20 protein-coding genes are annotated in these 19094 nt (G+C 64.9%); 17 read left to right on the top strand and 3 right to left on the bottom strand.

Annotation, left to right across the window (positions count from 1 at the left end; translation table 11 throughout):
* Nucleotides 1-164 precede the first annotated feature (164 nt).
* The 5 genes from J2X62_RS03915 to J2X62_RS03895 all read left to right on the top strand — a co-directional run bounded on the left by J2X62_RS03915 (nucleotide 165) and on the right by J2X62_RS03895 (nucleotide 4758).
* Nucleotides 165-1565 (top strand): cation:dicarboxylate symporter family transporter, encoded by a 1401-nt coding sequence (locus J2X62_RS03915; protein WP_032367551.1) that lies wholly within the window; start codon nucleotides 165-167, stop codon nucleotides 1563-1565.
* A gap of 131 nt (nucleotides 1566-1696) precedes the next feature.
* Nucleotides 1697-2206: a glutathione peroxidase gene (locus J2X62_RS03910; RefSeq protein ID WP_027495833.1), complete on the top strand. Its 510-nt coding sequence runs from the start codon at nucleotides 1697-1699 to the stop codon at nucleotides 2204-2206.
* 55 nt (nucleotides 2207-2261) lie between these two features.
* Nucleotides 2262-2963: a DUF2334 domain-containing protein gene (locus J2X62_RS03905; protein ID WP_032367942.1), complete on the top strand. Its 702-nt coding sequence runs from the start codon at nucleotides 2262-2264 to the stop codon at nucleotides 2961-2963.
* 182 nt (nucleotides 2964-3145) lie between these two features.
* Nucleotides 3146-3949, top strand: a complete 804-nt coding sequence (gene thiM / locus J2X62_RS03900) for a hydroxyethylthiazole kinase (RefSeq protein ID WP_310177685.1) — start codon at nucleotides 3146-3148, stop codon at nucleotides 3947-3949.
* Between the two features lie 182 nt (nucleotides 3950-4131).
* Nucleotides 4132-4758 carry an LppP/LprE family lipoprotein gene (locus J2X62_RS03895; protein ID WP_032371341.1) on the top strand — a complete coding sequence of 209 codons (627 nt, stop codon included), beginning with the start codon at nucleotides 4132-4134 and terminating at the stop codon, nucleotides 4756-4758.
* On the opposite strand, the gene J2X62_RS03890 is transcribed toward J2X62_RS03895, so the two are convergent.
* A complete protein-coding gene (locus tag J2X62_RS03890) occupies nucleotides 4755-5393 on the bottom strand; it encodes an MBL fold metallo-hydrolase (RefSeq protein WP_032367483.1) in 639 nt (212 codons plus the stop codon). The genes J2X62_RS03895 and J2X62_RS03890 overlap by 4 nt on opposite strands.
* Nucleotides 5394-5493: 100 nt before the next feature.
* Here J2X62_RS03890 and purS point away from each other — a divergent pair, with 100 nt between their 5' ends.
* The 5 genes from purS to J2X62_RS03865 are packed head-to-tail and all read left to right on the top strand — an operon-like array spanning nucleotide 5494 to nucleotide 7150.
* Nucleotides 5494-5730, top strand: a complete 237-nt coding sequence (purS, locus tag J2X62_RS03885; protein ID WP_032371340.1) for a phosphoribosylformylglycinamidine synthase subunit PurS — start codon at nucleotides 5494-5496, stop codon at nucleotides 5728-5730.
* Nucleotides 5727-6404, top strand: a complete 678-nt coding sequence (gene purQ / locus J2X62_RS03880; protein WP_027495839.1) for a phosphoribosylformylglycinamidine synthase subunit PurQ — start codon at nucleotides 5727-5729, stop codon at nucleotides 6402-6404. The genes purS and purQ overlap by 4 nt, the downstream gene beginning before the upstream one ends.
* A 34-nt stretch (nucleotides 6405-6438) precedes the next feature.
* Nucleotides 6439-6789: a VOC family protein gene (locus J2X62_RS03875; protein WP_032371339.1), complete on the top strand. Its 351-nt coding sequence runs from the start codon at nucleotides 6439-6441 to the stop codon at nucleotides 6787-6789.
* Between the two features lie 7 nt (nucleotides 6790-6796).
* A complete protein-coding gene (locus J2X62_RS03870; protein ID WP_196250494.1) occupies nucleotides 6797-6961 on the top strand; it encodes a hypothetical protein in 165 nt (54 codons plus the stop codon).
* 27 nt (nucleotides 6962-6988) lie between these two features.
* Entirely contained in the window at nucleotides 6989-7150 is a 162-nt protein-coding gene (locus tag J2X62_RS03865; protein ID WP_155289028.1) for a hypothetical protein, read from the top strand.
* 25 nt (nucleotides 7151-7175) lie between these two features.
* Here the strand turns inward: J2X62_RS03865 and J2X62_RS03860 are convergent, their stop codons facing one another.
* Nucleotides 7176-8066 carry a hypothetical protein gene (locus J2X62_RS03860; RefSeq protein ID WP_179274332.1) on the bottom strand — a complete coding sequence of 297 codons (891 nt, stop codon included), beginning with the start codon at nucleotides 8064-8066 and terminating at the stop codon, nucleotides 7176-7178.
* Between the two features lie 55 nt (nucleotides 8067-8121).
* Between J2X62_RS03860 and J2X62_RS03855 the strand changes: the two genes are divergently transcribed.
* Nucleotides 8122-9396 (top strand): M18 family aminopeptidase, encoded by a 1275-nt coding sequence (locus J2X62_RS03855; RefSeq protein WP_032367507.1) that lies wholly within the window; start codon nucleotides 8122-8124, stop codon nucleotides 9394-9396.
* 164 nt (nucleotides 9397-9560) lie between these two features.
* Here the strand turns inward: J2X62_RS03855 and J2X62_RS03850 are convergent, their stop codons facing one another.
* Complete coding sequence (locus J2X62_RS03850; RefSeq protein WP_230073663.1) at nucleotides 9561-10325, bottom strand: nucleoside phosphorylase; 765 nt, start codon at nucleotides 10323-10325, stop codon at nucleotides 9561-9563.
* Between the two features lie 103 nt (nucleotides 10326-10428).
* Here J2X62_RS03850 and purL point away from each other — a divergent pair, with 103 nt between their 5' ends.
* The 6 genes from purL to J2X62_RS03820 all read left to right on the top strand — a co-directional run bounded on the left by purL (nucleotide 10429) and on the right by J2X62_RS03820 (nucleotide 19014).
* Entirely contained in the window at nucleotides 10429-12720 is a 2292-nt protein-coding gene (gene purL / locus J2X62_RS03845) for a phosphoribosylformylglycinamidine synthase subunit PurL (RefSeq protein ID WP_032367486.1), read from the top strand.
* 131 nt (nucleotides 12721-12851) lie between these two features.
* Nucleotides 12852-14528 carry an alpha/beta-hydrolase family protein gene (locus tag J2X62_RS03840; RefSeq protein WP_230073742.1) on the top strand — a complete coding sequence of 559 codons (1677 nt, stop codon included), beginning with the start codon at nucleotides 12852-12854 and terminating at the stop codon, nucleotides 14526-14528.
* Between the two features lie 41 nt (nucleotides 14529-14569).
* Entirely contained in the window at nucleotides 14570-15151 is a 582-nt protein-coding gene (locus J2X62_RS03835; RefSeq protein WP_371832703.1) for a CPBP family intramembrane glutamic endopeptidase, read from the top strand.
* A gap of 6 nt (nucleotides 15152-15157) precedes the next feature.
* Complete coding sequence (locus J2X62_RS03830; protein WP_027495845.1) at nucleotides 15158-15544, top strand: sterol carrier family protein; 387 nt, start codon at nucleotides 15158-15160, stop codon at nucleotides 15542-15544.
* Between the two features lie 124 nt (nucleotides 15545-15668).
* Entirely contained in the window at nucleotides 15669-17231 is a 1563-nt protein-coding gene (purF, locus tag J2X62_RS03825) for an amidophosphoribosyltransferase (RefSeq protein ID WP_032367510.1), read from the top strand.
* A 139-nt stretch (nucleotides 17232-17370) separates the two neighbouring features.
* Nucleotides 17371-19014 carry an ABC transporter substrate-binding protein gene (locus J2X62_RS03820; protein WP_045842145.1) on the top strand — a complete coding sequence of 548 codons (1644 nt, stop codon included), beginning with the start codon at nucleotides 17371-17373 and terminating at the stop codon, nucleotides 19012-19014.
* Nucleotides 19015-19094: the final 80 nt, after the last annotated feature.

Genomic DNA, 19094 nt, shown 5'->3' with positions numbered 1-19094 from the left:
TTCAGACAAGAAACATCGATGTGAACAGAATGAACGTATAGGTGACTCCAGTCACTGGGTGCAGCAACATCATCTCTCAGCAGGGGTGACCCACCTCACTCCACTCCGGCGATCACGAAGCCACCAGCCACATTCACGCACCACCGGAACACTAAGGAACGTCCATGACTATCAGCACCGACGCTGAGCGGAACGACAATCCGTCGTCCGAGCCGAAGAAGAAGCGCGACAGAACGCACTGGCTCTACATCGCGGTGATCATCGCCGTCATCGCCGGCATCATCGTCGGGTTGGTGGCCAAGGATTTCGCGTCCGACCTGTCGATCCTCGGCACGCTCTTCGTCAGCCTGATCAAGATGATGATCAGCCCGGTCATCTTCTGCACCATCGTCCTCGGCATCGGGTCGGTACGCGCCGCAGCCAGCGTCGGCCGAGTCGGCGGCCTGGCGCTCGCTTACTTCATCGGCATGTCGACCATCGCCCTCGGTATCGGCATGGTTGTCGGCAACCTCATCAAGCCCGGTGACGGACTGAACATCACGCCGAACGACGCCGGACTCAAGCTCGCCGACACCGCCCACGAGGCCGGCGGGACGATGGACTTCATCGCAGGCATCATTCCGACATCGCTGCTTTCGTCGCTGACGGCCGGTTCTGTTCTGCAGACGCTGTTCGTCGCCATCCTCGTCGGTTTCGCACTGCAGGCCATGGGCAAGCAGGGTGAAGGCATCCTCAAGGGCATCGGCGCAGTACAGAAGCTCGTCTTCCGCATCCTGACGATGATCCTGTGGCTCGCCCCGATCGGTGCCTTCGGTGCCATCGCCGGTGTCGTCGGCAAGACCGGCTTCGACGCAGTGATTCAGCTCGGCACTCTGATGCTGGCCTTCTACATCACCTGCTTCATCTTCGTCTTCTTCTTCCTCGGCCTGATTCTCAAGTTCGTCTCCGGCTTCTCGATCTTCAAGCTGGTCAAGTACCTGGCCCGGGAGTACCTGCTCATCGTTGCCACGTCGTCCTCCGAATCGGCCCTGCCGCGTCTGATCGCCAAGATGGAGCACGTCGGAGTCGAGCGCACCACCGTCGGCATCGTCGTCCCCACCGGTTACTCGTTCAACCTCGACGGCACCGCGATCTACCTGACCATGGCCTCGATCTTCATCGCCGACGCCATGAACATGCCGCTCTCCATCGGGGAGCAGTTCTCGCTGCTGCTGTTCATGATCATCGCCTCCAAGGGCGCAGCCGGAGTGTCCGGAGCAGGCCTGGCGACTCTCGCCGGCGGCCTGTCGAGCCACCGCCCGGAACTGCTCGACGGTGTTCAGCTCATCGTCGGAATCGACCGCTTCATGTCCGAAGCCCGCGCCGTCACCAACTTCTCGGGTAACGCCGTTGCCACCTTGCTGGTCGGCACCTGGACCAAGACGATCGATAAGGATCGGGTCAACACGGTGCTCGACGGCAACCTGCCGTTCGACGAGGAGACCATGGTCGACGACCACCTCCCCGAGGACGAGCGACCCGCCGACAAGCAGGTCATCATCGAAAAGAACGCCGCCAAGGCATAAGAACCTGCCGGGCGACGCGCATCCCCCCGTCGCCCGGTTCGGAAGAACGCAAGTACGGCCCTGCCACCAGCGGGGTCGTACTTGCTTTTGTGCGTCGGTTCCATTCTGTCGGTACTCACAGGTAAGTTCGGGTGATGACTGAAGTTCAGAACATCGGCATCAACACGCTGGGTGGTGCGCCCACCTCGCTCGACGAGTACGCCGGACGGGCCGTCCTCGTGGTCAATGTCGCATCCAAGTGCGGACTGACCCCGCAGTACGAAAAGCTGGAGAAGCTCGCCAACGAGTACTCCGCCAGTGGCCTGTCGGTCGTCGGGGTGCCGTGTAACCAGTTCGGTGGCCAAGAGCCCGGCACCGCCGAAGAAATCGAAACTTTCTGCTCCACCACGTACGGCGTCACGTTCGCGATGACCGAGAAGGTCGACGTCAACGGTGACAACCGGCACCCCCTCTACGCCGAACTGACCAAGACCGAGGACGCCGACGGCACCGCCGGAGACGTTCAGTGGAACTTCGAGAAGTTCCTGATCTCCCCGGATGGCGTCGTCACCAACCGGTTCCGCCCGCGCACCGAGCCGGACGCACCCGAGGTGCTCGCCGCGATCGACAAGATCCTGCCGAAGGAAACGATCGCCGTTTAGCTTCTGTCTGCATCGACGTCGAGCCTCGTTCACGCTGGTGTGCGAGGCTCGAGTCATGTCTGGACGCCTGATCGTGTCGGTGAGCGGAATCAAGAACGACACCTACGAGCACGCCGCCGAGTTCGCGCGAGAACTCGACGGACGGGGCGTCCCGCTGTCGCTGCTCGTCGCACCGCGGCTGAAAGACAAATACCGGCTCGCAGCCGACGTGCCCACCCAGGAATGGCTGCGGACGCGACGCGACGGAGGCGACGCCATCGTTCTGCACGGCTACGACCAGGCCGCGACGAAGCGTCGACGCTCCGAATTCTCTGCACTGCCGCGTCACGAAGCTCGACTGCGCTTGATGGCCGCCGACCGCGTCATGGAACAGACCGGCCTGCGTACCCGAGTGTTCGCCGCTCCGCGCTGGATCGCCTCACCCGGAGCCATCGAGGCGCTCCCGGATGCAGGATTCCGAATGATCGCCTCACTCAACGGTATTCACGACCTCGACCGCGACGGCACCATCCGCGCCCGGGTCTGGGGAATCGGCGAAGGCTTCAAGGCCGAACCCTGGTGGTTCAAAGCACTCGTACTCGGGGCCGGTCGCACCGCCCGACGCGGGGGAGTGGTGCGCCTGGCCATCAGCGCCAAGCAACTCGGACGCCCCGCGCCGCGACAGGCAATCCTCGATGCCATCGACCTCTCCCTGCACCACAACGCCGCAGCCGGAGTCTACGAATGGATCCCGCGCACCAAAACTCGCGTGGCCTGACTCCTCGCTGCCTCACCCCGCCCCGCCCCAACCCCCGCCCCGCCCCCGGCTTGCTCTGTACCTCCAATTGGGATCAATGTGGCTTTCAGTCACTCAGATTGCAAGAATGGCGCATTGATCCGAAGGGGGTGGGGTGGTCCATTGACGCGAACGGGGTGGGAGCGGTCGTAGACTCGACAGCGATGAATGCCTCGAGTGTGACCCTGGACGACATCGTTGCCGCGCATCGACTGCTGCGTGATCGCAATCCGCTGGTGCAGTGTCTGACCAATACGGTGTCGGTGCAATTCGTCGCCAACGCCCTGCTCGCGGCAGGTGCGGCCCCGGCAATGGTCGACAACCCGGAGGAGGCGGCCGGCTTCGCCGAGATCGCCGACGCGGTGCTGATCAATCTCGGAACTCCGACGGCCGCGCAGGTGGAAAGTTCGCGTCTGGCATCGGCTGCCGCGCGAACAGCGGGGAAGCCGTGGGTACTCGATCCGGTGGGAGCGGGCGGGCTGCCGTGGCGAACCCAGGTCGCGGTGGAACTACTTGCCAATCGGCCCAACGTGATTCGCGCAAATGCTTCCGAGGTGATGGGACTCGCGGGCGCTGAGGGTGGATCGAGAGGCGTGGATTCGTCTGCGCACGTGGCGGACTCCGTCGACGCGGCGCGTTCTCTCCTCGACCGCGCCGAGGTCGTAGCGGCCTCGGGTGAGGTCGACCACATCTTCGCGCAAGGTTCGACGGTGAAGATCGGCGGCGGAAGCGCACTGCTGCAACGAGTTACGGCCACCGGATGCGCATTGGGTGCGCTGACGGCGGCGTACTGTTCCGTTTCTCCGTCTGCGTTGATCGGTGCCGCCGCCGCGCACGCGCACGTGGCGGTCGCGTCGGAGATTGCGGCTCGCTCGACGTCGCGTCCGGGTACCTTCGCTGCTGCATTCTTGGACGGACTCGACGCGGTGGACGAGTCGGCACTGCGGGAATTGGTTCGGCTCGACTGACGAGTGCAACTGGCGCTCCACTCTGTGGCGGCTTCCGCTGAAATACCGCGGACCGGGCGGGGAGTGGAGCAACAATCGCCTGCGCCGTGAATGTAACGACCCCTTGATCGAAATGTGATGTAACGGAACGCGTTTGCGAGTGGACATACCTGGCGTCGGGCAAATCGAACCAGGTGGTCTTCATGAAACGACTTCTGCTCCTCGCAGTCGGTGCAACAGCTCTCGTCGCGTGCGGCGGATCGGAGCAAGGAACGCCGTCGGCAGCACCGTCCTCGGCCGTTCCGACGACCACAGCGACGAGCTCGGTGACGGTGACACCCGACCCGGCCACCGTCACCGAGGGAGCGCAGCCGCAGCGAACGCCACCCGAGGAGGCCAGCGACCTGGTTCCCATGGGTCCGTCGGGAGCCGAGCCGCTGTGCCTGGATCTGACGTGGGGGCCGGTACCGCAGGCGGTGGACTCGCTGCCGCTCGTGTTCGCAGATTCACCGTGGGTCGCCACCGACATGGGCGATCCCTGTGCGTCGTTCACCTGGGTCGAAGCGCTCCCGTCCGGGGCAACGGTGAGCTCGCCGACACATCTGCTTTTCTTTCACGACGCCGAGTACCTCGGCACTGCGACGCTGGAGCCGTACGGGTTCACGTCGGTGGCGGCGCAATCCTCCGACACGATCACAGTGAACTACCGCTGGCCACTCGCCGATGACGCCAATGCGAACCCGACCGGCGGACCGGCGACGATCGACTACCAGTGGGACGGAACGCAAGTGACCATGATCGGCACCCTCCCGCCCGAGGTCACCGGCTAGATCGAGACGGACGATTCCTCGGGGAGTTCGCGGATTTCGGCGTCGGACATCTCCTTGAAGCGTCCGTAGTAGATGCCCCTCGCCTGTTCCGCGACGACGGCCTGGTGAATGGGGAACGCCATCCTCGGTGCCACCGCACGGAGGAATTCGACCGTCTCGGACAGCTTCGACCACGGCGCTGCCGCGGGCAATGCCAGTACCTCGACCTGTTGCTCGGGAACGAACAACGAGTCACCCGGATGGAACAGTTGCCCCGGGTTCTCCGGAGTACCGAGCAGATAACCGGTGTTGTCGATCTCCGGCAGTTCCGGATGGATGACGGCGTGCGTGCCGCCGACTCCGGTGACGGTGATGCCGCCCACGGAGAAGTCCTTGCCCGCCGGGGCCGCGATCCATTTTCCTCCGAGCTGGCCTGCCGTCATGGGATCGGCGTGCAGCTCGGCGCGGGGATTGGCGTCGAGAAGCGCGGGAAGTCGCTGCAGATCAACATGATCCGGGTGCTGGTGGGTGACCAGGATGGCGTCGAGTCCGGTGATGCCCTCGAATCCGTGAGAGAACGTGCCGGGATCGAACAGCACCGTGGTGCCATTGAGTTCGACCAGAACGCAGGAATGTCCGAAGTGTGTCAGCCGCATGCACCCCACAGTAAGCGCGGTTTCACTCCGCTGGCCAGGGCTGCGTAGACTCCCACCTGCCGGTAACTGTCTTGCTGTACGTATTTCAAGGAGCGCTTTCGTGGCCCGAGTCGTAGTCGATGTCATGCCCAAGGCCGAGATTCTCGATCCGCAGGGTCAGGCCATCGCAGGTGCGCTGGGCCGGCTGGGAATCTCCGGTGTGTCCGATGTGCGTCAGGGCAAGCGCTTCGAGCTGGAGATCGACGATTCCGTCGACGACGCCGAACTCGAGAAGATTGCCGAATCGCTGCTCGCCAACACGGTGATCGAGGACTGGAAAGTGACCCGCATCTCATGAGCGCCCGCGTAGGAGTCATCACGTTCCCCGGAACTCTCGACGACGTCGACGCATCCCGCGCCGTGACTCTCGCCGGCGGCGAAGCCGTCAGCCTGTGGCACGCCGACGCCGATCTGAAGAACGTCGACGCCATCGTCGTCCCCGGCGGATTCTCGTACGGCGACTATCTGCGAGCCGGTGCGATCGCCCGCTTCGCTCCCGTGATGGAGTCCGTCGTCAAGGCGGCAGAGGGCGGGATGCCGATCCTGGGTATCTGCAACGGTTTTCAGGTGTTGTGCGAGGTCGGACTGCTTCCCGGAGCGTTGACGCGCAACGAGGGCCTGCATTTCGTGTGCCGCGACCAGTGGTTGAAGGTCGAGAATGCCGGCACGGCATGGTCGTCGCGATATGAGCAGGATGCCGAGATCCTGATTCCGGTCAAGAACGCCGAGGGCCGATTCCAGGCATCGCAGAGCGTGCTCGACGAGCTCGAAGGTGAAGGCCGGGTCGTGTTCCGCTACAGCGGGAGCAACCCCAACGGGTCGCAGCGCGGTATTGCCGGAATCTCGTCGGCGAACGGTCGGATCGTCGGCCTGATGCCCCACCCCGAGCACGCCACCGAGCCGTTGACCGGCCCGAGCGACGACGGGCTCGGCATCTTCTACTCGGCACTGGACGCGATCGTCAACGCCTGATTTTCGTGTCGGTGGGTGGGTCTAATCTTCCGCCATGACACTGACCCTGGGCATGATCACGTTCGATTCCCCCGGCCCAGGCCCGCTCGCTCGCTGGTGGGCCTCACAGGTCGACGGATCGGTCGTCGAGGAGAACGACGGCTGGTTCTACGTCGTCGCACTCGCTTCGGCCCCGTATCGACTGGCCTTCCAGAAGGTCGACGACCCGACGCCGGGTAAGAATCGCGTCCACCTCGACATGACCGCCGAGAACCTCGACGACGAGGTCTCTCGGCTGGTCGAGTCGGGTGCGACCGAGATCCAGCAGCACACCATGGGTGACTTTCGCTGGGTGACGCTGAGCGATCCCGACGACAACGTGTTCTGCGTATCCGGGGCGCACTGAGCAGCGGATGCCCGCCCAATCGTGGGTCACCCTCGTCGTCGGCGTTCTGGCCGTCGTCGGGGTCGCTCTCATCGCCAGCACCGAACGCAAGGTGCTGCTTGCCGTTGCGGGCCGGTCTGCACGTCGCGCACTGGCGCAACCGCGCGAAACCGCGCGAAACCGAGGACACTGACGGCGAGAGCGAGCAGGAGGACCCGCGATGACCACCACCGACGAACGCAACATCAAAGCACCACGGCCAACGGTCGCCGCTGCCGCTGCCCGCGCGTACATCACCATGGCCGAACGCGATTATCAACCCGTACCCGACTGGATTCGCGACGCTGCAGCGGGACGACCGACCACTCCGCCGCCTGAATAGCGGGTCTGTCGGCACGTGTTCGCAGTCAGGCCGCGCGTGCGCGTAGTTCGGTCAACGCTGAGGTGAAGATACCCTTAGGCCCGTGCGTCACGTCGCAATACTCGCCGTCTCGCCAGAAGAACACCGAGCGCGACAGTGGGCTCGGTGTATCGCGAGAGAACACGTCGGCCAGCTCGGCGAGTGCGGTGGCTGCCGCGACTGCGTCGTCGGCGTCGCGGGGCCGATGAAAGGCGAATTCGTACGCGTTGGGGACGGCGAAGAGTACGCCGTACAGGCATTCGCCCAGATGCGACGAAATCAGCGTGGTCATATCGGCGATCTTCGACGCGAGATAGATCGAATCGCCGTCGAGCACCTCGATGCAGACCCCCTCGCGTTCGAGCAACTGCGCTCCCTCGAACTCGATCGCCGCAGTGTTCTTGCGACCCGCAGCCCACGCAGCGTCGATGTCGCGCCCCTCGAAGTGACTGTCGGACAACGTCAGAGCTCGATTCGGAGACGACAGATTCAACACCCGCCTCGGCGCATCGGGTGCCGCGAGCAGGGGAACCGAATAACTGTACGAACCCATCGATTCCAACACGCACGGCGCGACGACGCGTTCACGGAGTTTCGAATGGAACTCGTCGTCGGACAGGCCTGCGATGAACGCCGGAGCGGACTCGCGCATCGCCTCGATCATGACCTGGACATGGCCGCCGATGATGCTGTCCCACGCCGACCGGGGCGCACCCGAGCAGCGGGCGAACACGTTGTCGAGCGGGAAGCGTGCACCCGACTCCGCGCCGAGCGTGGTCGCATCCTCACGGTGCACCACCATTCCGCGGGTACGAAATGCTTCGATCGTTTTCATTCGTACGATGGCGAGTGTGGTTGCGTGAGCGACGTGTTGGTTCGGTGTCGGCTCGATCTTCATGTTTCTCCCCCGGTCGGTGTGTGCTCTCGGGGTGTTCGACGCGGCGGCTGACACAATGGTTCCCATGTCGTCCTCTGCCTCTGCTGCCGGTCTCTGCAACTTCGTCGACGTCTCGCCGTCCCCGTTCCATGTGTGTCGGACGGTGTCGGTGCAGCTCGAGGACGCCGGATTCGTGCGTCTGGACGAGACCGATGCCTGGCCGACGGAAGCGGGCCGCTACTACCTGATCCGCGGCGGCTCACTCGTTGCCTGGAGCACCGAGCGTGAGGGCCCCTTCCGCATCGTCGGCGGACACACCGACAGCCCCAATCTCCGGGTGAAACAGCATCCTGATCTGGAGTCGGCGGGTTGGCAGATGGTCGGGCTGGAGCCGTACGGCGGTGCCTGGCTCAACTCCTGGCTCGATCGCGACCTGGGTATCTCCGGCCGGCTCAGCGTGCGTGACGGCAACACCGCCCGCGAGGTACTCGTCAAGGTTGACGAGCCGATCCTCCGAGTTCCGCAGCTCGCGATTCACCTGTCCGAGGACCGCAAAGGTGTCACGCTCGATCCGCAGCGACACGTCAATGCCATTTGGGGAGTGGGTAATTCGCCACGGTCCTTCGTCTCCTACGTCGCCGAGCGAGAAGGCGTCGATCCCGGTTCGGTACTGGGCTGGGAACTGATGACACACGACCTGGCACCCAGCGCGGTGGTAGGAGTCGAATCCGAGTTGGTCAGTGCGCCGCGTCTGGACAATCAGGGCACCTGTTACGCCGGAACGCAGGCTTTGCTTGCGGCAGTGGAGAATCCGACCGACGTCACTCCCGTGTTGGCTTTGTTCGACCACGAGGAAGTCGGCAGTATGTCCGACCGTGGCGCGTTCTCGGACCTGCTCAACACCGTGCTCGAACGCATCGTGCTCGGGCGCGGCGGCGGTCGTGAGGAATTTTTGCGCACGATGGCCGGATCCATCTGTGCCTCGGGCGATATGGCGCACGCGACGCATCCGAACTACCCGGATCGTCACGAGCCTGCACATCGCATCGAACTCGGCGGCGGACCGGTACTCAAGGTCAACCAAAACCTGCGCTACGCAACCGATTCCGCCGGTGCCGGTGCATTCGCACTGGCCTGCGAGCAAGCCGACGTACCGTTGCAGCGCTACGTTCATCGCGCGGATCTACCGTGCGGATCGACCATCGGACCGATCACCGCGTCGCGCACCGGGTTGTCGACGGTCGACGTCGGCGCAGCGCAACTCGCCATGCACTCGTCCCGAGAGTTGATGGGAGCCGGCGACGTGAAGGCATACGCCGACGCGTTGGCGGCTTTCCTCGCCCCTGCCTGAGCCAGATCGGCGTCGCAAACGCGCGCGCAATTGTCAGGTGCGCGCGGATTCGTGCCCGATTCCGGGGCTGTTTCGCTCGCGTTCGGCAAACGCGCTCGCGTTTGCGAAATCCGGGGGGTGAACCAGCGACCCTGAAGCGAACCCCCGACCAGCGACCCGAGGACCTAGAGCGGATCGAGTTGCAGGCAGGCGTCGGCAGCGAGCCAGAACAACTGTTCGCGCACCGTTGTTGCCTTGGTCCAGCCGCGGTGATCCCAGTCGGCGGCCAGGGAGTCTCCCGCGTACAGCAGTTGCGCGAATCGGACTCCACGGAATCGGGCGACTGCGCAGAAGGCCGACGCTTCCATGTCGACCGTTCGGCAGCCTTCCTCGACGCGGCGCGAGACTCGGCCGCGGGTTTCGCGGTAGAGCGCGTCGGTGGTCCAGGAGCGGCCGGTGACGAAGTCGATGCCGGCGTCGGTCAGTACCGACTGCAGTACGGCGACACCTACGGGATCGGCGTCGACCACTCGACCGGGTGGCAGGTAGTGGAACGAGGTGCCCTCGTCGCGCAGGGCGCTGTCGACGACCATGACGTGTCCCATGCCCAGGTCGTCGGACAGCGCCCCGGCACCGCCGACGGCGACGAACTGCGTGCAGCCCATGGCGATGGCTTCTTCGAGGAACAGGGCGGCCAGTGGCGCGCCGACGCCGGGATGGAAGACGGCAAGTTTCTGTCCGTCTCGTTCGATCTCGTAGACGGGGTGTTCGCCGTGCTCGGAGCGCATGATCGACACCACTCGGGCGTCGCCTTTCGCGCAGATGCTCTCGATCACCTCGGCGAAGAAACAGACGACGGCTTTCGGCGGTACGTCGACTCCCTTGGCCACCATCGACGGGTCGATGACGCCCGTTTCGTCCAGATCGTCCTCGGTCAGTGCAATGTCCATCAGGTGATGTTCGCACGAGGCCGATACGTCCGATGCCGTACATGTCGGCGGCACCTTATAGACTCTCCCTGGCATTTCGCTCCATCGAAGGGACCTATTCCTCGTGTCCGCTAGCTCTGTACCCACAGACACTGTCTCGAACGCCGTCGCCACCCCCGACGTTGCGCAGCCGTACAAGGAACTCGGACTCAAGGACGACGAATACGTCCGCATCAAGGAAATCCTCGGTCGTCGGCCCACGGACGCCGAATTGGCGATGTACTCCGTCATGTGGAGCGAGCACTGCTCGTACAAGTCCTCGAAGGTGCATCTGAAGTACTTCGGCGAGACCACCACCGACGAGATGCGCAAGCCGATGCTCGCCGGTATCGGCGAGAACGCGGGCGTCGTCGACGTCGGCGACGGCTGGGCCGTCACGTTCAAGGTCGAGAGCCACAATCACCCGTCGTACGTCGAGCCCTACCAGGGTGCGGCGACGGGCGTCGGCGGCATCGTCCGCGACATCATGGCCATGGGCGCGCGCCCGATCGCCGTCATGGACCAGCTGCGATTCGGTGCTGCCGATGCACCCGATACGCGCCGTGTCCTGAGCGGCATCGTCGCAGGCGTCGGTGGGTACGGAAACTCCCTCGGCCTACCGAACATCGGCGGCGAGACGGTGTTCGACGCCTCCTACGCCGGTAACCCTCTGCTCAACGCCCTGTGTGCCGGCGTCATGCGGGTCGAGGACATGCATCTCGCTTTCGCGTCGGGCCTGGGCAACAAGATCATTCTGTTCGGTGCACGAACGGGTCTCGACGGCATCGGCGGTGTGTCCGTGCTCGCGTCGGAGACGTTCGACGGCGACGAGACCGGTGGGGGCCGCAAGAAGCTTCCTGCGGTTCAGGTGGGCGATCCGTTCACCGAGAAGGTGCTCATCGAAGCCTGCCTCGAGTTGTACTCGAACAAGCTCGTCGTCGGCATCCAGGACCTCGGTGGTGCCGGGTTGTCCTGCGCCACATCGGAACTCGCGTCCGCCGGCAGTGGTGGCATGCACATCGAGCTCGACAAGGTGCCGATGCGCGCCACCGGCATGACTCCGGCCGAGGTGCTCTCGAGCGAATCCCAGGAGCGCATGTGCGCCGTGGTGACCCCCGAGAACGTCGACGCATTCATGGCCGTCTGCAAGAAGTGGGACGTCCTGGCCACGGTCATCGGTGAGGTCACCGACGGCGAGCACCTCCAGATCACCTGGCACGGCGATACCGTCGTCGATGTACCGCCGAAAACCGTTGCGCACGAAGGCCCGGTGTACAACCGTCCGGTGCAGCGTCCGGATACCCAGGACGCGTTGATCGCGAACAGCACGGCGTCGCTGAAGCGTCCGGAAACCGCGGACGAGCTGAAGGCCACTCTGCTGAAGATGATCGGCTCGCCGCAGCTGTGCAGCCGTCGATTCATCACCGAGCAGTACGACCGCTACGTCCGCGGCAACACCGTGCTGGCAGAGAACGCCGATGCAGGCGTGATCCGCATCGACGAGAAGACCGGTCGCGGAATCGCTTTGGCCACCGACGCGTCGGGCCGCTACACCGCACTCGACCCGTACCAGGGCGCGCAGCTGGCTCTGGCCGAGGCGTTCCGCAACGTCGCGGTCACCGGCGCCACTCCCAAGGCCGTCACCAATTGCCTGAACTTCGGTTCGCCGGAGGACCCGGGTGTCATGTGGCAGTTCCAGCAGGCCGTACGCGGTTTGGCGGACGGGTGTGTCACCCTCGGCATCCCGGTCACCGGCGGCAACGTCAGCTTCTACAACCAGACCGGCGCGGAGCCGATCCTGCCGACCCCCGTGGTCGGAGTGCTGGGCGTCATCGACGACGTCCATCGCCGCATCCCGACGGGGCTCGGCCTCGAGCCCGGCGAGACGCTCATCCTGCTGGGGGAGACCCACGACGAGTTCGACGGGTCCATCTGGGCGCAGGTCGAGCACGATCACCTCGGCGGCGTTCCGCCGAAGGTCGATCTCGCTCGGGAGCAGTTGTTGGCAGACATCCTGCTCGCATCCTCCCGCGACGGCCTGGTCTCGGCTGCACACGACCTGTCCGAGGGCGGTCTCGCTCAGGCCGTCGTCGAGGCAGCCTTGGCCGGCGAAACCGGTTGCCGCATCATCGTTCCCGAAGGCGCAGACCCGTTCGTGACCTTGTTCTCCGAATCCTCCGGCCGGGTGCTGGTCGCCGTGCCGCGCACCGAGGAGACCCGGTTCACCGGCATGTGCACCGCACGCGGACTTCCGTGGGCGCGAGTGGGCGTCGTCGACGAGGGCTCGGATTCGATCGAGGTCCAGGGGCAGTTCTCCGTGCCGATGACGGAACTGCGGGAGACGTTCGAGAGCACTCTTCCCAGACTCTTCGGCTGACCGAGGTGGGGGGACAGGTATCGGAGCGTCGAAGGGGGACCGAGCCCACACTCGAGCAGGATCAGCATCATCGGTATCACTTTCCGACGGTGGAGTTCTCGGCTCCGTCGCCGGAGAAGCATCCGTTCGTCATGTGGTCGTGGGGCCTGCTGCGTCTGGACTTCACCGGAATCGCGTTCAGCGCGTTGTTCTTCTGCTGGTCACTGACGCCGTCGCTGCTGCCTCGTGGATGGCTGTTCCAAGGCATCATCGGCGGCATCAACTCGGCTATCGGGTACGCCTTCGGGGTGGCCGTGGGATGGGCGGTGACGCGATGGTGGCTGTCCTCGCGCTCGTGGTGGCCGTTGCCGCGCAAGGTCGAACTCGCAGTCAAGGTGGTCGTACTCGTCGTCGCCGTCGCTGCGTCGATGATCATGCTGGCGGTCTCGGCGCAGTGGCAGCGTGAACTCGCCGCGCTCATGGACGCGGAGGGGACCACCACGACGGGGTACCTCCGCACCGGAGCGTTGAGCATTGCCATTGCCGCACTGCTCATCTCGATCTCGCGGGTGCTACGCGACGTCGTCCGATTGCTCGCCCGTCAGATCAATCGCATCGTCAAGATGCCACGCGAAGTGGCCAACGCACTCGGCGTGATCGTCCTGGTGGTTCTGGTCGTCGCCCTGGTTCAGGGTGTGCTGCTGCGTGCGGTCTCCGAGGTGACCAACTCGGTGTTCAGTCTGCAGAACAACGAAACGCGAGAGGGCACAGAACAACCCGTCGCCGACGAGAGGTCGGGTAGCCCGAACTCGTTGGCACCGTGGGACACACTCGGATTCGAGGGCCGCAACTTCGTCTCCAGCGGCCTGCGAGCCGACGAGATGGAACGGGCCACCGGACGTCCGAGCCTCGAACCCATTCGGGCCTACGCCGGACTGGAAACCGCGGAGACTCAGGACGAACGACTCGACATCGTCGTCGCCGAACTCGAACGCACCGGCGCGTTCCAGCGCAAAGCGCTCATCGTCGTGCCGACCACCGGCACCGGCTGGGTCAACCCCACCGCCGTCGAGGCCGAGGAGCTGATGTTCGACGGCGATGTCGCCACCGTCGCCTCTCAGTACTCGTATCTGCCGAGTTGGATCTCGTTCATCGCCGAGGGCGACAAAGCCGCCCAGGCAGGCAAGGCGCTGATCGACAAAGTGCACGACCGCTGGCTGCAGGAGCCCGAGGCCACCCGCCCCAAGTTCTACGTCTACGGCGAAAGTCTGGGGACGAAGTCCGGTGAAGGCGCGTTCGACGGGTTGGCGGACATCCGCGCCACCACCGACGGCGTCCTGTGGGTGGGTCCGCCGAACGACAACCGCATCTGGAGTCAGTTCGTCAGCAGGCGTGATCCGGGCAGCCCCGAGGTTCGGCCGGTGTACTCCGAGGGCCTGACGGTTCGCTTCGCCGACAATTCGTCGGGCATCCCGCCGGAGGATCAGCCCTGGTACGCCCCGCGCATCCTGTACGTCCAGCATGCGTCGGATCCGGTGGTCTGGTGGTCACCGGACCTGCTGTTCGAGCGTCCGGACTGGCTGTCCGAGCCGCCGGGGCCGGACCGACTGCCGAGCATGCGTTGGTTCCCGGTGGTGACGTTCTGGCAGGTGGCAGCGGACCTGACCAATGCCGCGGGCGTCCCCGACGGCCACGGTCACAACTACGGAACCCTCGTGCTCGACGGCTGGGTGGCCGTCGCCGCCCCCGAAGGCTGGACCGACCGCGACACCGAACGAGTGCGCGGCGTCATGGAGCAATTCGCCGGACGTGACGGTCCCGAGAAGTGAGAACCGCTCTGGCAACCGGAGTGGAGCCTGCGGAACGACCCATTCTGACCGGACTCGTGACAACGGCGTGGAGCACGTACGTGCTGCCTGCGGCCGGGCTCGGAGCCCGCGGGCGGGCAGTGGCCAACGCGTCGTTCGCCGTCGCTGTGGCTGCGGTGTCGGGATCGAATGCCGAACGGCTGGGCCTGCGGAACGCCGCATCCGGGCTGAAATGGGGAGCGGCTGCGGCAGCGATACCCGTCCTGGGGTCTGCGGTGGTGGCCGCCGTACCCGCACTGCGTCGACGCGTCCGTCCGTCCGAGGACGATCTCGCCGAATGGGTGCTGTTCCGAATTCCGGTGGGGACGGTGCTGACCGAGGAGTTGCTCTTCCGCGGTGTGCTCGACGCGGCATCGCCTGCCCTGTCGCCGGCTTTCTTCGGACTGTGGCACATTCGTCCCGCCCGCGCCGCCGGGGATTCGGTGGCCGGGACCGTCGCCGCGACGACCGTCGCCGGGGTGGTGTTCTCGTGGCTGCGGGCACGCAGCGGCAGTGTGCTCGCCCCTGCTGCGCTGCACTACGCACTCAACGCGAGCGGTGCCGTGTTGGCGCATCTCGCGGCGACCGAACGTGAGAGGAGCTGATCAGAGATGCCACCGCACAAGGAGGTCGGTCCCGCCGAGGTTCGCGAGGCCGTTCTGGCCGTCGCCGACTGGATCCGAGGTGAGGCCGAGAAGCCGCCACGCGCGCAGATCGCCGCCGCCGTGCGCACCACGGCCAGAACTCTCGGTCAGAACGCACCGGGGTCGTCGGTGGAGGTGCGGGTGCCGCCGTTCGTCGCGGTGCAGTGCATCGTCGGGCCCCGGCACACCAGAGGAACCCCGCCGAACGTCGTCGAAACCGATGCTCTGACATGGCTTCAGGTGGCCACCGGGACCCGAGATTTCGCCGAGGCGCTCGGCGACGGCTCGATCGATGCGTCCGGCAGTCGGGCCGTCGAGGTGGGTCGGTGGTTGCCGTTGCTGACCATCACCTGACCGCCGGAATTCAGTGGCCGTTCGATCGGCGGGAATCTCCTGGACACACGATGCGTTGAGTCAGCCCGTGTGCCCGTAGACTGGGCACGGCCCCCCGCCCCGGACCCCCTAGGGAGCAATGCCCGTGACGAACGCCGATTTGTCGGTCGACAGTCCGAATCTTCTGGTAGGCAAACCCATCGACGAGCCGGAGAACGAGCCGCGCGAAGAGTGTGGAGTGTTCGGTGTGTGGGCACCGGGCGAGGACGTGGCCAAGCTCTCGTACTACGGCCTCTACGCACTGCAGCACCGTGGTCAGGAAGCCGCAGGCATCGCGGTGTCCGACGGCTCCCAGGTGCTCGTGTTCAAGGATCTCGGCCTGGTCAGTCAGGTGTTCGACGAGCAGACGCTCGGCGCGATGCCCGGGCACGTCGCCATCGGCCATTGCCGGTACTCCACCAGTGGGTCGGTGACGTGGGAGAACGCGCAGCCGATCTTCCGAACCACCACTGCCGGTACCGGTATCGCACTCGGGCACAACGGCAATCTGGTGAACTTCGCCGAACTCGCCACCAAGGCTCGCGATGCGGGCCTGATCAGCGATCGATTGCAGGGCAACGGGACGTCGGATTCCGATGTCGTGACGGCACTGCTGGCGCACAAGGCGGCCGACTGCACCATCGAGCAGGCGGCCATGGAATTGCTGCCGCTGCTCAAAGGCGCGTTCTGCCTGACCTTCATGGACGAGCACACCCTCTACGCCGCGCGTGATCCGCACGGCGTTCGGCCGCTGTGCCTCGGACGCCTCGATCGCGGCTGGGTCGTCGCCAGCGAGACCGCAGCACTCGACATCGTCGGTGCGGCGTTCGTCCGCGACATCGAGCCCGGCGAACTGTTGGCGATCGACGCCGACGGCGTTCGGTCCTCGCGTTTCGCTGCCCCCGAGCCCAAGGGCTGCGTGTTCGAGTACGTCTATCTCGCACGGCCCGACAGCGTCATCGGCGGTCGCTCGGTGCACTCGACTCGGGTGGAAATCGGACGTCGTCTCGCCAAGGAGCACCCGGCCGAGGGTGATCTGGTCATCCCGGTGCCCGAGAGCGGAACTCCGGCAGCCGTGGGCTTCGCCCAGGGCTCTGGAATCCCGTACGGCCAGGGGCTCATGAAGAACGCGTACGTGGGCCGCACGTTCATTCAACCGTCGCAGACCATTCGGCAGCTCGGTATCCGGCTCAAGCTCAACCCTCTCAAAGAGGTCATTCGCGGCAAAAGGCTCGTGGTGGTGGATGATTCGATCGTTCGCGGCAACACGCAGCGGGCGCTGATCAGGATGCTGCGCGAGGCCGGTGCCCTCGAGATCCACGTCCGTATCGCGTCCCCGCCGGTGCGGTGGCCCTGTTTCTACGGCATCGACTTCGCTTCTCCCGCAGAGCTGATCGCCAACGGCGTCGATTCCGAGGACGGAATCCTCGAAGGCGTCCGGCAGGCCATCGGTGCCGACTCGTTGGGCTACATCTCCATCGACGGCATGATCGCGGCGTCGGAGCAGCCCGAATCGCGCTTGTGTGCAGCATGTTTCACCGGGAAGTACCCCATCGATCTGCCCGCGGACAATGCACTAGGCAAGCACGTGCTCGAGGGTCTGTTGGCGTCGGCCGCTGGGCAACCGGTGGACAACGACGCGAATGTGAGCGCTCTCAGCCGTCCTTGACCTGGTCTTTTCCGTTAGGGAACAGCAGGGTTTTCTCAATGCCACATATTGGAAACAGTCCATCGGTACTGTCCCGAGTTACATAGGACACACCGATTGGATAGAGGCTCAGATGACCCTGTCGCCCGACGACGGACGCATGCAGCGCTACAGCGCCGCATCACGAACGGCTGTGCGTAAGCATGGCAAGAAGACCGCCGCAGTGGCCGCACTGTCGGTACTCGCACTGACCGCCGCAGCGTGCGGCTCGGGACGCACCGACGCCGGTGGATCCGGCGACGGCGGCGGCGGTGAGACCATCACGGTCGGCACCACGGACCAGGTCACCTCGCTCGACCCGGCCGGCTCGTACGACAACGGATCGTTCATGGTGATGAACCAGACGTATCCCTTCTTGATGAACTTCGCTCCCGGTAGCTCCGAGCTCGAGCCCGATGCGGCCGAGAGCTGCGATTTCGCGGAGCCGACCGTCTACAAGTGCACGCTCAAGGACGACCTGAAGTTCGCCAACGGCAATCCGCTGACGAGCGAGAGCGTCAAGTTCTCGTTCGACCGCATCGTCGCGATCAACGATCCGAACGGGCCGGCGTCGCTGCTGACCAATCTCGACAGCATCGCGACACCGGACGAGAAGACCGTCGAGTTCACCCTCAAAGCGGCCAACGATCAGACGTTCCCGCAGATCCTCGCGACACCCGCGGGCCCGATCGTCGACCAGACGGTGTTCCCGGCCGACAAGGTGCTCGACGACGACGCAGTGGTTGCGGGAAAGCCGTTCGCCGGCCCGTACTCCATCTCCAGCTATGGCAAGAACTCACTCGTCAGCTTCGTGGCCAACGGGGACTACAACGGCATTCTCGGCACCCCGAAGACGTCGTCGGTCAACGTGAAGTACTACACCAGCTCCGACAACCTCAAGCTCGATGTGCAGAACAAGGCCATCGATGTGGCATGGCGTTCCCTCACCCCGACCGACGTCGAATCGCTGGGAGCCGTCGACGGCCTGACGGTGCACGAGGGCCCCGGCGGCGAGTCCCGCTACATGGTCTTCAACATGAACACGATGCCCGGCAACACCCCCGAGCAGAAGTTGGCCGTGCGCAAGGCGATTGCTGCCTCGGTCGATCGCCAGGCGCTCTCCGACGGCGTCTACAAGGGCACCTACACCCCGCTGTACTCCGTGGTGCCGACCGGTCTGGAAGGTTCCAACAAGGCCTTCTCCGACGTCTACGGTGAGACACCGAACAAAGACGAGGCTGCCGGATTCCTTTCCGCTGCAGGCGTCGCCACTCCGATCCAACTCAACCTGCAGTACAACCCGGATCACTACGGCTCGAGCTCGAGCGAGGAGTACGCCGCGATCAAGAGTCAGCTCGACGCGACGGGCTTGTTCAATGTGAACCTGCAGTCCACCGAGTGGAGCACCTACACCAAGGAACGTGTCGCCGACGCGTACCCGGTGTACCAGCTCGGCTGGTTCCCGGACTACCCCGATGCAGACAACTACCTGACGCCGTTCTTCGGACCGGACAACTTCCTCCAGTCGCATTTCGAGAACCCGGAGATCACGTCACTGCTCGACCTCGAGCGCACGACGGCCGACGAGAACGCACGGATGCAGATCATCGGACAGATTCAGACCGAGCTCGCGACCAACTACCTGCCGACCCTTCCGCTGTTGGAGGGCAAGCAGATCGCCGTCGCCACCGATGAGATCAGCGGTGTGGACGAGACCCTCGACGCCTCGTTCAAGTTCCGCTTCGTCACTCTCGCCAAGAGCTGACCGGTGCCCGCTACCGCACAGACGCCGGTAGGGGAGAAGAAAGCGCAGCAGGCGAGCGCGCCGTCACGATACGGCGCGCT

Origin of the sequence: Rhodococcus sp. 3258 (assembly GCF_031456475.1) — a bacterium.
Classification (GTDB): domain Bacteria; phylum Actinomycetota; class Actinomycetes; order Mycobacteriales; family Mycobacteriaceae; genus Rhodococcoides; species Rhodococcoides fascians.
The sequence above is the reverse complement of the archived record's forward strand: the minus strand, read 5'-3'. Positions and strand labels throughout refer to the sequence as shown.

Bases quoted from the DNA above. Each gene is read 5' to 3' on its own strand.
- J2X62_RS03915 (WP_032367551.1), top strand. From the start codon at position 165: ATGACTATCAGCACCGACGCTGAGCGGAACGACAATCCGTCGTCCGAG.
- J2X62_RS03905 (WP_032367942.1), top strand. From the start codon at position 2,262: ATGTCTGGACGCCTGATCGTGTCGGTGAGCGGAATCAAGAACGACACC.
- thiM (WP_310177685.1), top strand. From the start codon at position 3,146: ATGAATGCCTCGAGTGTGACCCTGGACGACATCGTTGCCGCGCATCGA.
- J2X62_RS03895 (WP_032371341.1), top strand. From the start codon at position 4,132: ATGAAACGACTTCTGCTCCTCGCAGTCGGTGCAACAGCTCTCGTCGCG.
- J2X62_RS03890 (WP_032367483.1), bottom strand. From the start codon at position 5,393: ATGCGGCTGACACACTTCGGACATTCCTGCGTTCTGGTCGAACTCAAT.
- purQ (WP_027495839.1), top strand. From the start codon at position 5,727: ATGAGCGCCCGCGTAGGAGTCATCACGTTCCCCGGAACTCTCGACGAC.
- J2X62_RS03875 (WP_032371339.1), top strand. From the start codon at position 6,439: ATGACACTGACCCTGGGCATGATCACGTTCGATTCCCCCGGCCCAGGC.
- J2X62_RS03870 (WP_196250494.1), top strand. From the start codon at position 6,797: ATGCCCGCCCAATCGTGGGTCACCCTCGTCGTCGGCGTTCTGGCCGTC.
- J2X62_RS03865 (WP_155289028.1), top strand. From the start codon at position 6,989: ATGACCACCACCGACGAACGCAACATCAAAGCACCACGGCCAACGGTC.
- J2X62_RS03860 (WP_179274332.1), bottom strand. From the start codon at position 8,066: ATGAAGATCGAGCCGACACCGAACCAACACGTCGCTCACGCAACCACA.
- J2X62_RS03855 (WP_032367507.1), top strand. From the start codon at position 8,122: ATGGTTCCCATGTCGTCCTCTGCCTCTGCTGCCGGTCTCTGCAACTTC.
- J2X62_RS03850 (WP_230073663.1), bottom strand. From the start codon at position 10,325: ATGGACATTGCACTGACCGAGGACGATCTGGACGAAACGGGCGTCATC.
- J2X62_RS03840 (WP_230073742.1), top strand. From the start codon at position 12,852: ATGTGGTCGTGGGGCCTGCTGCGTCTGGACTTCACCGGAATCGCGTTC.
- J2X62_RS03830 (WP_027495845.1), top strand. From the start codon at position 15,158: ATGCCACCGCACAAGGAGGTCGGTCCCGCCGAGGTTCGCGAGGCCGTT.
- J2X62_RS03820 (WP_045842145.1), top strand. From the start codon at position 17,371: ATGCAGCGCTACAGCGCCGCATCACGAACGGCTGTGCGTAAGCATGGC.